13 protein-coding genes and 1 pseudogene are annotated in these 14,156 nt (G+C 66.8%); 12 read left to right on the plus strand and 2 right to left on the minus strand.

Annotation, left to right across the window (positions count from 1 at the left end; all coding sequences use genetic code 11):
• On the minus strand, positions 1-660 hold a 660-nt coding region (locus HMPREF0058_RS12575), incomplete at its 3' end, for an LppM family (lipo)protein (RefSeq protein WP_169305805.1).
• Between the two features lie 343 nt (positions 661-1,003).
• Between HMPREF0058_RS12575 and HMPREF0058_RS02495 the strand changes: the two genes are divergently transcribed.
• From HMPREF0058_RS02495 to purQ, 11 genes and pseudogenes are all read left to right on the plus strand, one after another.
• Positions 1,004-2,848 carry a phosphoenolpyruvate carboxykinase (GTP) gene (locus tag HMPREF0058_RS02495; protein WP_006548096.1) on the plus strand — a complete coding sequence of 615 codons (1,845 nt, stop codon included), beginning with the start codon at positions 1,004-1,006 and terminating at the stop codon, positions 2,846-2,848.
• 411 nt (positions 2,849-3,259) lie between these two features.
• Positions 3,260-4,009: a pectate lyase-like adhesive domain-containing protein gene (locus tag HMPREF0058_RS02500; protein WP_006548097.1), complete on the plus strand. Its 750-nt coding sequence runs from the start codon at positions 3,260-3,262 to the stop codon at positions 4,007-4,009.
• An 88-nt stretch (positions 4,010-4,097) separates the two neighbouring features.
• Positions 4,098-4,982: a hypothetical protein gene (locus HMPREF0058_RS02505; RefSeq protein WP_006548098.1), complete on the plus strand. Its 885-nt coding sequence runs from the start codon at positions 4,098-4,100 to the stop codon at positions 4,980-4,982.
• A 15-nt stretch (positions 4,983-4,997) separates the two neighbouring features.
• Positions 4,998-5,504 (plus strand): annotated as a pseudogene (locus HMPREF0058_RS13410) (Rib/alpha-like domain-containing protein); the annotation flags it as partial.
• 39 nt (positions 5,505-5,543) lie between these two features.
• Positions 5,544-5,843: a hypothetical protein gene (locus tag HMPREF0058_RS13415; RefSeq protein WP_316083638.1), complete on the plus strand. Its 300-nt coding sequence runs from the start codon at positions 5,544-5,546 to the stop codon at positions 5,841-5,843.
• 144 nt (positions 5,844-5,987) lie between these two features.
• Positions 5,988-6,119 carry an LPXTG cell wall anchor domain-containing protein gene (locus tag HMPREF0058_RS12580; protein ID WP_006548100.1) on the plus strand — a complete coding sequence of 44 codons (132 nt, stop codon included), beginning with the start codon at positions 5,988-5,990 and terminating at the stop codon, positions 6,117-6,119.
• A 610-nt stretch (positions 6,120-6,729) separates the two neighbouring features.
• Positions 6,730-7,668 carry a hypothetical protein gene (locus HMPREF0058_RS02520; RefSeq protein ID WP_034236385.1) on the plus strand — a complete coding sequence of 313 codons (939 nt, stop codon included), beginning with the start codon at positions 6,730-6,732 and terminating at the stop codon, positions 7,666-7,668.
• Positions 7,669-8,106: 438 nt separating this feature from the next.
• On the plus strand, positions 8,107-9,360 hold the full coding sequence (gene purD, locus HMPREF0058_RS02525; RefSeq protein WP_006548104.1) for a phosphoribosylamine--glycine ligase: 1,254 nt from the start codon (positions 8,107-8,109) through the stop codon (positions 9,358-9,360).
• Between the two features lie 136 nt (positions 9,361-9,496).
• Entirely contained in the window at positions 9,497-10,414 is a 918-nt protein-coding gene (locus HMPREF0058_RS02530; RefSeq protein ID WP_006548105.1) for a phosphoribosylaminoimidazolesuccinocarboxamide synthase, read from the plus strand.
• A 182-nt stretch (positions 10,415-10,596) separates the two neighbouring features.
• Positions 10,597-10,860, plus strand: coding sequence for a phosphoribosylformylglycinamidine synthase subunit PurS (purS, locus tag HMPREF0058_RS02535; protein ID WP_006548106.1), 264 nt, complete (start codon positions 10,597-10,599; stop codon positions 10,858-10,860).
• Positions 10,857-11,555 (plus strand): phosphoribosylformylglycinamidine synthase subunit PurQ, encoded by a 699-nt coding sequence (purQ, locus tag HMPREF0058_RS02540; RefSeq protein ID WP_006548107.1) that lies wholly within the window; start codon positions 10,857-10,859, stop codon positions 11,553-11,555. Before purS ends, purQ begins: the two co-directional genes overlap by 4 nt.
• Before the next feature lie 166 nt (positions 11,556-11,721).
• Here purQ and HMPREF0058_RS11645 read toward each other — a convergent pair whose 3' ends face one another.
• Positions 11,722-12,795 (minus strand): DUF559 domain-containing protein, encoded by a 1,074-nt coding sequence (locus HMPREF0058_RS11645; protein ID WP_006548108.1) that lies wholly within the window; start codon positions 12,793-12,795, stop codon positions 11,722-11,724.
• 636 nt (positions 12,796-13,431) lie between these two features.
• Between HMPREF0058_RS11645 and HMPREF0058_RS12585 the strand changes: the two genes are divergently transcribed.
• Positions 13,432-14,156: glycosyl hydrolase 2 galactose-binding domain-containing protein (locus HMPREF0058_RS12585; RefSeq protein ID WP_006548110.1), on the plus strand; the 725-nt coding region annotated here is incomplete at its 3' end.

Below are 14,156 nucleotides of genomic sequence, written 5' to 3' on the forward strand. Positions count from 1 at the left end.
TAGCAGCACCCCGGCACCGCCCACGCAGGCGATGAGGGTGGTGGCGTGACGCTCCCACCAGCTCAGTCCCTCGTTGGTGGTGGCGTGCCCGGTGGCGCGCACCCCGGCCGTCAGGGCGCTGGTGTCCGTCCAGGTGACGGTGGAGCCGTGGACGCTCCCGCCTCCGGCGTCGACGACGGCGCCGGGGAAGGTGATGGAGACGCGGGCGTCGACGACGCCGGCTAGCGAGTCCGTCGGGGAGCTCGTCGCCTGCGGGGCGGCCTGCTCTGCCGCGCCCGTGCCGGGGGAGGGGGTGGCAGGGGCGCTGGCTGCGTCGTCGGGCTCCTGGGTGGGGGCGGCCGGGTCCGCGCCTCCGGTGACGGAGGCGGCCAGCCCGGTGAGGTCGACGACGTAGAGGTCGCCGTCGCGGGTGACCAGGGCTGCGGTGCCAGTAGCCTCAGAGGACTGGCTTACCTCCACCCCGCGGATGGTGACGCGGCAGCCTGGCCCGGCGTCGTCGTCGGCCGATCCGATGCTCTCGGCGCTTACTGTCCCGGAGGAGGAGCCGACCAAGGAGGGATCGGCCAGGCTCGAGCAGTCGGTGTCTGCGGACAGGACCGTGCCGGTGGTGTCCCGCATCTCCAGGGTGACGTCGTAGGTGCCGGAAGGCGAGATTGTCATGTCCATATGCGCTGTGCAGCTGGCGAGGGCGAGCATGAGCGGGACCATGGTCGCAGTAGCGGCGAGGCGACGGCGTCGCCCCTGCGGCCGGCGTCGAGCAGGGTGGTGGGCGAGGCGGTGGTCGTGCAGCACGGCATGACGCTAACCCAGGCTGCTTCACTCGTGGCGGAATGCGGTGCGCCGGGTCTGTGAAGCAGGTGAAAGCCTGCGATGTGGCGGAAATCACCAGCGAGGCGGGAATGGGGTTGGGACTTTGGGACCTAAGGGGACGTGCCCTGGGCGCGGGGTTGAGAGAGGATAGGTCCGACAACCAAAGTCACACGAACCCATGAAAGGGACTCCCATGACTGTGTCTGCGCAGGATGTCCGCGCCGCGGCCCCCGCAAATGCCCCTGAGGACGTCATCGACTTCGCCATCCGCCTGGCGGAGCTCGGCAAGCCCGAGAACGTCTACTTCTGCGACGGTTCCCAGGAGGAGTGGGACCGCCTGACCTCTGAGATGGTCGAGTCGGGCATGTTCACCCGCCTCAACCCGGAGAAGCGTCCCAACTCCTTCCTTGCTCGCTCGCTGCCCTCGGACGTCGCCCGTGTGGAGTCCCGCACCTTCATCTGCTCCGAGAAGGAGGAGGACGCGGGTCCGACCAACCACTGGTACGACCCGGCCGAGATGAAGAAGATCCTCAACGAGAAGTTCGACGGCACCTACGCCGGCCGCACGATGTACGTCATCCCCTTCTCCATGGGTCCGCTCGGCGGTCCGATCTCCCAGCTGGGTATCGAGATCACCGACTCCCCCTACGTTGTGGTCTCCATGCGCATCATGGCCCGCATCGGCACCAAGGCCATGGACCTCATCAACGAGGGCCGCACCTGGGTCCCGGCCGCGCACTCCGTGGGTGCCCCGCTGGCCCCGGGTCAGAAGGACACCACCTGGCCGTGTAACGAGGAGAAGTACATTACGCACTTCCCCGAGACCAACGAGATCTGGTCCTACGGCTCCGGCTACGGCGGCAACGCCCTGCTGGGCAAGAAGTGCTACGCGCTGCGTATCGCCTCCACCATGGCCCGCCGCGACGGCTGGATGGCCGAGCACATGCTCATCCTGCGCCTGACCGACGAGAAGTCCGGCAAGCAGTACCACGTCACCGCTGCCTTCCCGAGCGCCTGCGGTAAGACCAACCTCGCCATGCTCGAGCCCACCATCGCTGGCTACAAGGTTGAGACCGTCGGTGACGACATCGCGTGGATGCGTCCTGGCGAGGACGGCCGCCTGCGCGCCATCAACCCCGAGGCCGGCTTCTTCGGTGTTGCCCCGGGTACGTCCTACAAGACCAACCCGATGGCCATGGACACCATGAAGGCCAACACCATCTTCACCAACGTCGCTCTGACCGACGATGGCGACGTGTGGTGGGAGGGCATCGACGGCGAGCAGCCCGAGCACCTCATTGACTGGCAGGGCAACGACTTCACCAAGGCCGACTCTGAGGCTGGCAAGAAGGCCGCGCACCCGAACTCGCGCTTCACCACGCCTGCTTCGCAGTGCCCGATCATCTGCCCCGACTGGGAGGCTCCCGAGGGCGTCGCGATCGACGCCATCCTCTTCGGTGGCCGCCGCGCCTCCAACGTGCCGCTCGTTGCCGAGCAGTACGAGGGCGCCCACGGCGTGTTCATCGGCGCCTCCGTGGCCTCTGAGGTCACCGCTGCCGCTACCGACGTCAAGGCCGGCTCGCTGCGCCATGACCCCTTCGCCATGCTGCCCTTCTGCGGCTACAACATGGCCGACTACTGGGGTCACTGGCTGGAGATGCAGGCCAAGCTGGGTGACAAGTTCCCGAAGATCTACCAGGTCAACTGGTTCCGCAAGGACGAGAACGGCAAGTTCCTGTGGCCGGGCTTCGGGGACAACGCCCGTGTCCTGGACTGGATCGTGCGCCGTTCCTCCGGCGAGGTCGAGGGCATCGAGGGTGTCACGGGCATCTACCCCAAGTTCGAGGACTTCAACCTCGAGGGCGTGGACGTGGACAAGGCTGCCTGGGACAAGATGTACGACATCGACCCCGACGCCTGGGCTGCCGAGATGGACGACACCGAGGAGTACTTCAAGCAGTTCGGTGACAAGGTCCCGGCCGAGATCACCGCGCAGCTGGCGAAGTTCCGCGAGCGTATCGCTGCGGCGAAGGCCTGAGTGCTGGCTCACGCCGCGACGAAGTCTGGTGGTAGACATCGCCACGTGCAGATTCCACCGACGGCGTAGTGCGGTCAGACGGTGCGCGAACACCGTTCATTGATCATTCACAGACAACTGGCGCCTCCGACTTTGGTCGGGGGTGCCAGTTGCTGTCTGGAGTGTTGCTAGGGCGAGGAAAAAGGAGGGTGAGGCATTCTCTGATAGGTCTCCATGATCCGTCTGATTGGGCGGTATTTCGCGGTTTTCTCTATGGGATACGACACCGTATCCGCTCCTTGACCCCCTGGATAAAGGCCTCGTAACGTCACGCCGTCCCACCCTGCGGACGAGGAGTGAAGTCCCTGCACAGGTTTCCCTCAGGGGTGACCGAGGCGGCAGTCCGCGAGACCTCGAACAGAGAGAGAACACTTGACTGATCTGAAAGGTCACCCGACTGAGGGTGGCGAGCTGCTCCCCAAGAAGAACCTGCTTGGCGCCTCGATGCGCCGCTTCAGCTTGGTGACCACCTCGGTCGCCACCGTCGCGCTGGTGCTTGGAAGTGGCATCGGTGGCGGCACGGCTTTCGCGGTGGACGCTCCGGCAGCGGCCTCGGCGGCCACCGCACCTGTGGTGCAGGGTGAGTCCGTCACCGTCAGCACGGCGCAGGAGTTCATTGACGCGCTCACGAAGGGCACGGCCCCCATCATCAAGATCGGCGCGAACATCGACCTCAACGACGTGCCGGGCGGATCGAAGACCGTTCAGAACGCGATCAACAACGCGGCGAGCAAGCGGAGCGTCCTCATTGAGTCCGCTGAGGGCGGCCGCTACACCCTCGACTTCGGCACCTACGCCTTCAACATGGGCACGGGCACGACGACCAGCCAGAACGTCACCGTCACCATGAAGAACCTGGACCTCTACGGCCAGAACTACTTCTCGATGATCTCCAACGCGGGTACCTACAACTTCGAGAACGTGACCTACACGGGCTCGCAGATGGTGTATGCCACCAAGGGTGACATCAACTACTACGGCAACGTCAAGGCCAAGTCGGTCGTCAGCTTCACCAACGCGGCGACGGGCAAGACCTACGACACCGCCAGCAGCGGCAACCAGCAGGTCATTCAGGGAGGCATGGCGATCTTCAAGGCCGGCAGACGTCACCCTGGCCACTGAGGCCGGCAACGTCCTTGAGATCGCGAGCGGCGGCTCCGGCGTCATCGTCGAAGAGGGCGCCAACGTCGCCATCGCCCCGCGCTCCAAGGTGCTGGCTGAGAATCCCACGAGCGGGGTTTCCTACGGTATCGACCTCAACGGCTCGAACCTCGTCGTCCAGCCGGGCGGGACCCTGAACGTCGACGCCAAGAACGTGGGCACCTACGGCGGCCGCATCATCAACCTCGGCACCGGCGCCACGATCAACGCCAACCCGTACTCGGCCTTCACGGTGGCCGTCCAGGGCGCAGGCAACCTCTCCGCCATCACCGTTGGCAGCGGCGCGACGCTAAACGTCAACCAGCCCGAGCTCTTCGACATCAACCTCACCCAGAACACCGGCACGAACACCTGGCTCGTCTCGAGCGGCACGGTGAACGTCAACAACTCGCGCCAGCAGTTCGACAGCGGCCAGTGGTCCGAGCCGATCAACGAGATGACGATCGGCTACACGCGCGGCCAGGCCAAGGTGAGCTCGCTCGAGTCCACGACCCAGGACGCCGAGAACGCCATCAAGGCCAACACCGACGGCAAGACCGCGAACCGTCTGACCTTCTCGAAGGCCGACGGCGCGGTGGACATCGTCGACGATGAGCTCGCGCTCTCCGACGACAACAAGCTCACCGGCCGGGTCACGGTCGACGACGGCTCCAAGGACACCCTCGACAACCAGACCGACGGCAGCCCGCAGGACGTCTACATCAGCGTCACGGTCAACACGCAGCAGGCGGCCAACAAGGTTGATCCCCGCCCGTACTGGCGTCAGGAGACCACGAATTACCAGGTGAAGACCGGTGCTGACGGCACGTTCTCCGTTGACCTGTCCCAGTTCGCCACGCTTCTCGAGGATGGCAAGACCACCATCGCCATCACGGCGACCAAGGACTTCATCGGCGACACCGCCTCCAAGACGGTCGTTGAACTGCGCGCGTAGAACAAGAAGTACGAGCCTATCGACGCGGACACCACGGTTGAGGCCGGCCAGAGCAAGCAGGTGTCGCCGACCTTCCAGAAGGACGGGCAGCCCTTTGTGGGCATCCCGACTGGCGCCTCTTTCGCCTTCGGTGGCGTGCAGACTCGTGCGGCCGGCGATGCAGTGCCGAGCTGGGTGAGTATCGACTCCACGACGGGAACGATCACGACTGCTCCTGGAGCAAACGACGTGGCGGACGACCCGTACACGGTGCCGGTCACCGTGACCTATAGCGACGGCACGATCGATAACGTCGACGCCAAGATCGCCGTCACCGAGAAGGCTGCCACCGACAAGGCTGGTCTTGCTGCGGAGATCGCCAAGGAGTCCGAGGTCAAGGGCGCCGACGGTTTCAAGAACGCCTCTCAGGAGAAGAAGCAGGCCTACAAGGACGCTCTGGCTAAGGCCGACGAGGTTCTCAAGGACTCTGACGCCACCCAGGCTGAGGTCGACGCCGCCAAGGACCGTCTCGCCAACGCCGCGGATGCGCTGAACGGCGAGGCCACGCACTTCGACGGCCTGATCAACGCCATCACGGACGCCAACACGGCCAAGGGAACCGACGCCTACAAGAACGCGTCCGATGACGCGAAGAAGGCGCTCGACGAGGCACTGGCCGAGGCCGAGGCCGTTCGCGACAACCCGAAGGCCACCCAGGCCGAGGTCGACGCCGCCAAGGAGAAGCTGGAGAACGCCCAGAAGGTGCTCGACGGCAAGGAGACGGACAAGTCTGGTCTCCAGTCCTCGATCAGCGACGCCAACGGTGCTCGTGGCGCCGACTCCTACAAGAACGCCACTGACGGGGCCAAGCAGGCTCTCTAGGAGGCTCTGAAGGAGGCTGCCGAGGTCAACGCGAACCCCAACGCCACCCAGGCTGAGGTCGACGCCGCGCTCAAGGCCCTCAATGACGCTTCCAGCGCCCTTGATGGCAAGACGACGGCGGACGGCAAGTCCGGTGAGAAGTCGGTGGGTGCTCAGCTGCGCAAGCTGGCCAAGACCGGTGCGCAGACCAGCTGGCTCTGGCTCTCGGCGCTGCTGGCCGGTTCCGGCGCGGTGCTGGTGAGCAAGCGTCGCCGCAAGGACGAGCAGGACGCCTGAGTCTGACCACTCCACAGGTCGTGAGCTGAGGGCTCGCGGCTAGACAGGGAGGCCACCCCGGATGGGGCGGCCTCCCTTCGTTGTGTCCTATTTCTTGTTGTGGATCTGTGCCGCCATCGTGCGGCAAGAGTGGGGTGTGGGGAGGGGTGCTACAGGGACTTCAGATGGGCCCGCTGTCGTGAGCCTTGGGGCATACTGTGAGATGCCGGACGTCGGCGATGACGCTTATATGAGCCTTTCGGCCTATTTTCCGGGGCGACACGCCGATGTGAGACCTGAGCCTCAGTTTTCACACCAGTAACAACTAGCGCTGCGGTACCACGTCTTGCTCAGTTTTACCTGAGCACGCACCCAGCGTGACCTATCCCTTCGTTCGTGCTCTGGTGCGGGAGGAACCTCCTCATCACGATCGTGAGGGACTCTCACTGTCAAGGAGAATTCACATAGCACACTCCAAGTCCATCGGGGCGGCCGCCGCTGCCGCCGCCCTTCTCATCGGGGGGCGAGCACCGCTGCTGCTGACGTCGACCCCGTCAACCTCTGCGACGCTCTGACCGTCGACGCCCCGGCTTCGGGTGAGGACGACCGGATCGGGAAGGTCCATCAGTATGTGGGTGACGTGGCCGAGGTAGAGGTCGCGGGCATCCCGGGCCGGACGAGCAACACCGAGATTGGCGGTTTCAGGCTTCCGCTCACGGCTTTCGACTACAGTGTCACGGTTACTGACATCATTGACCTTAGCCTGGTCGGTAAGGTAGCCAACTGCTCTGTTGAGGCTGTTGAGCAGATCAACTGGATCAACGTCGACTCGGTTCGCCCCGACTTCGATGAGGTTGCGCGTGGTCCGATCACCTTCCCGGCGGTCGACGATGGCGCCACCGTGGTCTACCGCATCATCGACAAGGTGAATGGCAGGGTCCTCCCCGGTTTCAAGGACACCTACAACGAGGGCGAGGTCGTTGAGGCTCCCAGCTCCCAGTTCGTCGTTACCGCTCAGGTGACTGGCCCGGAGAACGCCTTCTTCGAGGGATCCCAGGGTCAGCGCGGCCACCAGCCCTGGTGGGCGTTCCGGGGCCCCGAGTTCCAGCAGCTCGAGGAGGCGAAACCCGGCGTCACGTTCAGTGACGAGGACAACAGCGTGGCCCTCGACGCCGTTGAGGGCGCGGATGACTTCCTCGTCAAGGATGGCGAGACGCGCACCCTGATCGACCCTGCCGGCTACAAGTGGTCGGTTGAGTCTGGCGAGGTTCAGGTTGTGGCTGTTCCCAAGGATGGCTTCTACCTGCGTGACGCCGCCGGCAACACTGTTGAGGAGCTGACCTGGACGCACGTCTTCAAGGGTGAGGCTGAGCCGGCCCTGGGCGACTCCGAGTCCCCCAAGGGCGAGGAGACCAAGGACGCCGACAAGAAGGCTGACGAGAAGAAGGACGACGCTAAGAGGTCCGGCAAGAAGACCCTCGCCAAGACTGGTGCCGGCCTCGGCATCGCCGTCCTGGCCTCCGGTCTGGTCGGTTCCGGTGCGGTGCTCGCCCGTCGCCGCAACGCCTGATTCAGGCTTCTGTCACCTGTGACAGAACACCGTGAATAGGGCTCGGGGCCGGTAGGAAGACCTACCGGCCCCGAGCCCATTCTTTTCCCGTTCCAAGGAGACTCGCATGACTGAACCCCTACCTCCTTCTGCGTCCCCGATGTCTCCGACGTCGAGGCTGACCACAGTCTTGCCGCTGAGACTGAGTCTGAGACTCCCAGCAAGCCGAGGTCTTGGCTGCTTATCTGGGGCATCGTGGCCCTGGTTGGCGCCGTCCTCCTCGCGGTATCGCTCGGATATCTCATCGTGGCTGGCAACGACACCCCGACGGTCTCCTCGGCTCCTGCTGCGGACGCCACGTCCATGACTGGCATCGGGACTGGGGCCATCTAGGCATTCGATGTGTGTCGGCCCCACCTGTTTCGCCGTCCGTGCGCCCAACCCCGCTACCCTGACCCTGTGAAGATCCTCCTTCTGGGCTCCGGCGCCCGCGAACACGCCCTCGCCCGTGCCCTCGCCGCAGACCCGCAGACCACCGAGCTCATTGCCGTCCCCGGAAACCCCGGCATCGCCGCCGTCGCCACCAACATCAAGGCGGACCCCACCTCGCCCACCGAGGTCACCCAGCTCGCCGTCGAGATGCAGGCCGACCTCGTCGTCGTCGGTCCCGAGGCGCCGCTGGTGGCAGGCGTGGCCGACGCCCTGCGCGAGGCCGGCATCCCCGTCTTCGGCCCCGGCGCCGAGGCAGCCCGCCTCGAGGGATCCAAGGCCTTCGCCAAGGAGGTGATGCAGGCCGCCGGCGTTCCCACCGCCGAAGCTGCCGTATGCACCACCCAGGCTGAGCTTGAGGCCGCCTTCGACCGCTTCGGCGCCCCCTACGTTGTCAAGGATGACGGGCTCGCCGCCGGCAAGGGTGTTGTGGTCACCGAGGACCGCGCCGCCGCCCTCGCCCACGGACTGGCCTGCCTGGCCAAGGAGGGTGGGCGCGTCGTCGTCGAGGACTACCTCGACGGTCCTGAGGTCTCCCTCTTCTGCGTCTGCGACGGCGCCACCGTCCGCCCCCTCGCCCCCGCCCAGGACTTCAAGCGCCTGGCAGACGGCGACGCAGGCCCCAACACCGGTGGCATGGGCTCCTACACTCCGCTCACCTGGGCGCCCGCGGACCTGACCGAGCAGGTCGTCGCCGAGGTCGCCCAGCCCGTGGTCGACGAGATGGCCCGTCGCGGCACCGCCTTCTCCGGCCTGCTCTACTGCGGCCTGGCCCTGACCAGCCGCGGCCTGCGCGTGGTGGAGTTCAACGTCCGCTTCGGCGACCCCGAGACCCAGGCCGTGCTCGCGCGCCTGACCTCCTCGCTGCCCCAGCTGCTCCTCGCCTCCGCCACGGGTACCCTCCACGAGGTCCCCGCCCCCACCTGGTCCGAGCAGGCCGCCGTCGACGTGGTCCTGGCCGCCCCGGGCTACCCCGGCACCGTCACCACCGGCGGGCGGATTACCGGGATCGAGGAGGCCGAGGCGCAGCCCGGCGTCCACGTCCTGCACGCCGGCACCGGACTGGATGACGACGGCGAGCTCGTCGCCACCGGCGGGCGCGTGCTGTCCGTCGTCGCCCTGGGGGACACGGTGGAGCACGCGCGCGCTCGTGCCTACGAGGCGCTGTCCCATATCCACCTCGACGGCGCCCAGTACCGCACCGATATCGCACTGGGCCGCTGATCCAGCACTGTCCGGTCTCACGAACTACGACGCTGTCGCCCGCCTCCTGCAAGGCGAGCGGCGGCGTCCGTGGCTTCCACCGGCTGCTTGTCGATCGTGCCGGGTTTGTGTCGGAGGGGCACTCTAGGATGGCCCTATGAGCGCGACCAAGCCTGTTATCCCCGCTGCCCCCGCCCTGCCTGGTTGGCAGCACCTGTCCTCCGGCAAGGTCCGGGACGTCTACGTCCCGGCGGATAACGGCCCCTGGGCGGGGAAGGACGTTCTCCTCGTCGTCGCCTCAGACCGCATCAGCGCCTATGACTACATCCTGTCCACCCCCGTCCCGGACAAGGGCAAGGTCCTTACCGCTCTATCTGCCTGGTGGTTCGAGCAGCTGGCGGACATCATTCCCAACCACCTGGTGTCTCTTGAGGTACCGGAGCAGGTCGCTGGGCGCGCCATGATCTGCCAGCGCCTGGAGATGTACCCGGTCGAGTGCGTGGCTCGTGGGTATCTCACCGGCTCGGGACTGGCCGAGTATCGCGCGGGAGGGGCGGTGTGCGGCGTCCCCCTGCCTGAGGGGCTGACCGAGGCCTCGCGCCTGCCGGAGCCGGTCTTCACGCCGGCCGTCAAGGCTGAGCTCGGCGATCATGACGAGAACGTGAGCTTCGAGCGTGTGGCTGAGATGGTGGGTGAGTCGGCCGCCTCCTCGCTGCGCGAGGTCACGCTGCGTCTGTACAGCGCCGCCGCGGACATCGCGCGCGAGCGCGGCATCATCCTGGCGGACACCAAGTTCGAGCTTGGTCGCGACGCCAGCGGCCAGATGGTTCTGGGAGACGAGGTCCTCACCCCCGACTCCTCTCGCTTCTGGCCGGCTGACGAGTGGGTGCCTGGGCAGGTCACACCGTCCTTTGACAAGCAGTTCGTGCGGGACTGGCTTACCGGACCTGACTCCGGGTGGGACCGCTCTAGCGGCCAGCAGCCCCCGGCGCTTCCGGACGACGTCATTGAGCGCACCCGTGCCCGCTACCTCGAGGCCTACGAGCGCCTGACCGGCCACGCCCTCGCCCTGTAACCCAGGACCGGCGGGCGGTGGTCACCGCCGCCCGCCGCGCTGCCCGCGGAGCTGGTGAGGTGGCGGGCGAAGGCGGGCGCCGTCGTCGCTGCTGCTGGTGCCCCGCTGGCTGGGCCTGCCGTGACCTGGCCGGGTAGGCTGGGCCCGGACCCTCTTCCGCCCACCCGCACCCAGGAGAACCGATGGGACGTATCGTCGTCGAGGTCATGCCCAAGCCCGAGATTCTTGACCCCCAGGGCAAGGCCGTAGTTGGGAGCCTGCCGCGGCTCGGATTCGACCAGTTCACCGCAGTGCGCCAGGGGCGTCGCTTCGAGCTGACGGTTGACGGCCCGGTCACGCAGGCTCACCTGGACGCCGCGGCCGAGGCGGCCGAGAAGCTGCTGTCCAACCCCATCATCGAGGACGTCGTCTCCGTTCGCGCTGAGGACGAGGGGGCCCAGGCGTGACCCGCATCGGCGTCATCACCTTCCCCGGCACGCTCGACGACGTCGACGCGCTGCGGGCCGTGCGTCTGGCCGGCGCAGAGCCGGTCTCCCTGTGGCACAAGGACGCTGACCTCCACGGCGTCGACGCCGTTGTGGTGCCCGGCGGATTCTCCTACGGCGACTACCTGCGCTGCGGTGCCATCGCGCGCTTCGCTCCGGTCATGGACGAGGTTATCGAGGCAACCGGCAAGGGCATGCCCGTGCTTGGCATCTGCAACGGCTTCCAGATCCTGGCCGAGGCGCACCTGCTGCCCGGCGCCCTGATTCGTAACGACCACCAGAAGTTCATCTGCCGCGAGCAGGGGCTGCGGGTCGAGTCCACTACAACAGCGTGGACCAACCTCTTCGAGGCTGGCGACGAGATCACCATCCCCATGAAGAACGGTGAGGGCAACTTCATTGCCTCGCCCGAGGAGCTGGACCGGCTGGAGGGGGAGGGCCTGGTGGTCTTCCGCTACACCGGCTCCAACCCCAATGGTTCGGCGCGTGACATCGCCGGCGTGCGCAACGAGCGCGGCAACGTCGTCGGCCTCATGCCTCACCCCGAGCACGCCGTCGAGCCGGGCTTCGGACCGGACTCTGCGGCGGGTCCGCGCACGGGTGTGGATGGTCTGAAGATCTTCCAGTCGGCCATCAGCGCGCTGGTCGGGGCCTGAGAGGTCTGCTGCGCCGCGCTTTGGCGATTGGTGCGTGTATCTGCGATTGGGGCGTGCTTCCCGGGCTCTGGGAGGCACGCCCCAATCGTGGAAGGCCGTTCTCAGAGGAGTGGCGCTTGGTCATTGCGCCTGGGGACTGCGCCGTCGTCCTCAGGCAGCAGCCTGGTCATTGCGCCGTGGGGAGGGAACCTAGCCACCGGCAGGGCCGCAGACGCAGCTTGTGATCGTGGGGGAGGCGCTGCAGGAGGTTGGCCACGATCTGCTCGGGGCGGCGCAGTTCCTCGGACCGCACGCGCATCACATCCCAACCGGCGCGGTGCAGCGCGTCTTGACGCTTCTTCTCCCCGTAGAGCACGTCAGCGTTCTCGCCGTCATACTTCATCTTGCCGTCGAACTCGATAGCGAGCATGAGGCCAGGCAGGGCGATGTCAATGAAGTAGAACCGCCCGTCAGCCTCGATCTGCTTCTGTAGGACGGGCTCGGGGAATCCGGCTGTGAGGAGGATGAACCGCAGCTCGCTCTCTCCCCAGGACTCTGCGAGCGGATTCAGTAGCCGCAGGAGCCGGCGCGCGCGAGCCTTACCGGGGCGGCGAGCCAGGCGTCTGAGGCGTTCGTCAAGCTCAACGCGTCTGATGTTCCACCTCTGCGTCGCCTCCTCCTCGTGGAAGCGCTGGGCGTCCACCATGATCCGGGCGAGCGAGTCGCCGATCGCCAGGGCGTCAATCGGGCGCAGGTCCAGCAGGCAGTCCAGCAGGGTGCTGCTGATGTCGGTCACTGGCAGGCCGGCAATATGGGTGACCGAGACGTCGTCGAGGCTGGTCCGCAGGCGGCGATGTAGACGGACGGGGCCGCTGTCCACTTCGTTGCTGGTCAGGCGGGTGCCGCTGCGGGGCGCCGAGCGCGTGCGTTTGCCGCCGTAGATGACGTCAGGCATGACGACGGTGCTGCGGTGCTGATGCGTGGTCTGGATCGTATGGATGTCAGGCTCGTGGCTTCGCAGGACGGCGCCGTGGAGGAGCGCGGCCGACTCATGAGACAAGGCGATGGTGCTGGGGTAGCGATCGACGACGGCGGCCAAGCGAGCCAGGGTCATCTCGCGACGTTGCTTCCACACAGGTGGGTCGGCGACGGGGAGGAGGTAGAAGCCCCGGGTGATGCGCACCGCCTCCGGTGGCGGCGAAGACGCCCATGCGGAGGTGGGCATGACGGCGGGCAGCGTGCTGGTGGTGAGAGGCGGCATGAGAGGTGTCCTGTCCGGTTGTGGTGGAGCCGCCTGCAGCATGCCCATGGTCGCCGGCACGACGCATCTGGGCCTGGCGAGGTCTGTGGATGACCCTGTCACGGGAGCCGCCTGTGGAGCCCGGGCGCATGGGAGGGGAGGGTGTGTGGTGAGGTTGGCGTTGAGGATGTGGGCGGTCAGCCTGGGCCAATGGGTGGGGAGGGTGCTCCTGCCGGATGTGGGACGTTCGGGCGTGCGTGTCGGGCTGGTGGGGTGGTGATTGTGGTGTGCTGTGGGTGATGTGTGCGTGGGGTTCTGATTGTGGCGTGCTCCTGGAGGCCTGGTGGGCGCTTGGCGGTCGTGGAAACACGTACCAATGGGCGCAGGGCTGGTCCTGCGGGGGATGCGTGGGTTGTTGGCGGTGGGGTGTCGGGGCCTCGGATCGGTTGGGTCCTTTGGGCGGGCCGCCGGCGTGCGCTGAGCAGAAGACCGGGGATACCCGGCCTCTTGCACTTAGTTAAGTAACTAAGGAAAGATTGCGCCTGGACGCACCGCCACTCTCGCTGACCTCGTCTCCGCCACGCCCGGCTTCTCGCCGCACCCGCTTCTTACCATCCCATTTCTTCTCGCCCACCACGCACCTGGCAAGGAGTCCCCATGCTCACCTCGACCACCCTCGACTCCGGCTGGCAGCTCAGCCTCCTGGACGGCCCGGTCCCTGCCGACCTCGCCGCCCGCCTCCGCCTGCCCGCCACCGTCCCGGCCACGGTCCCCGGCTGCGTCCACACCGACCTGCTGGACGCCGGCCTCATCCCCGATCCTCTGGACGGGGACAACGAGGAGCGGCTGAAGTGGATGTGGCGCTGCGACTGGCGCTACGCCACCACCTTCGACGCCGCCGCGCTGGCAGCGGGCGAGCACGCTGAGCTGGCCTTCGACGGGCTGGACACGATCGCCGTCGTCGCCTTCAACGGCACCGAGCTGGGACGCACGGACAACCAGTTCCGCTCCTACCGCTTCGACGTCACCCACCTGCTGCGCGAGGAGGGCAACGAGCTCGTCATCGCTTTCACCTCAGCCCTCAACGTCGCCGAGGAGCGCACCCGCCGCTACGGCGACTACCCCACCGCCTACCCCGTCCCCTTCTCTATGGTGCGTAAGGCCTCCTGCTCCTTCGGGTGGGACTGGGGGCCGATCACGATCACCGCGGGCATCTGGAAGCCGGTGCGCCTGGAGCGCTGGACCGGCTCGCGCCTGCGTGAGGTACGCCTGGGCGTCGACCTGCTGGGCGCCGGCGGTGAGCCGCTGGCTGCCCCGGTGACGCCCGGCCAGGCCGGGCTGGTCGGTGTGGCCCGCCTGACCGCCCAGGTCGAGCGGGCCGA

The sequence above is a fragment of the Actinomyces urogenitalis DSM 15434 genome (assembly GCF_000159035.1).
GTDB lineage: Bacteria > Actinomycetota > Actinomycetes > Actinomycetales > Actinomycetaceae > Actinomyces > Actinomyces urogenitalis.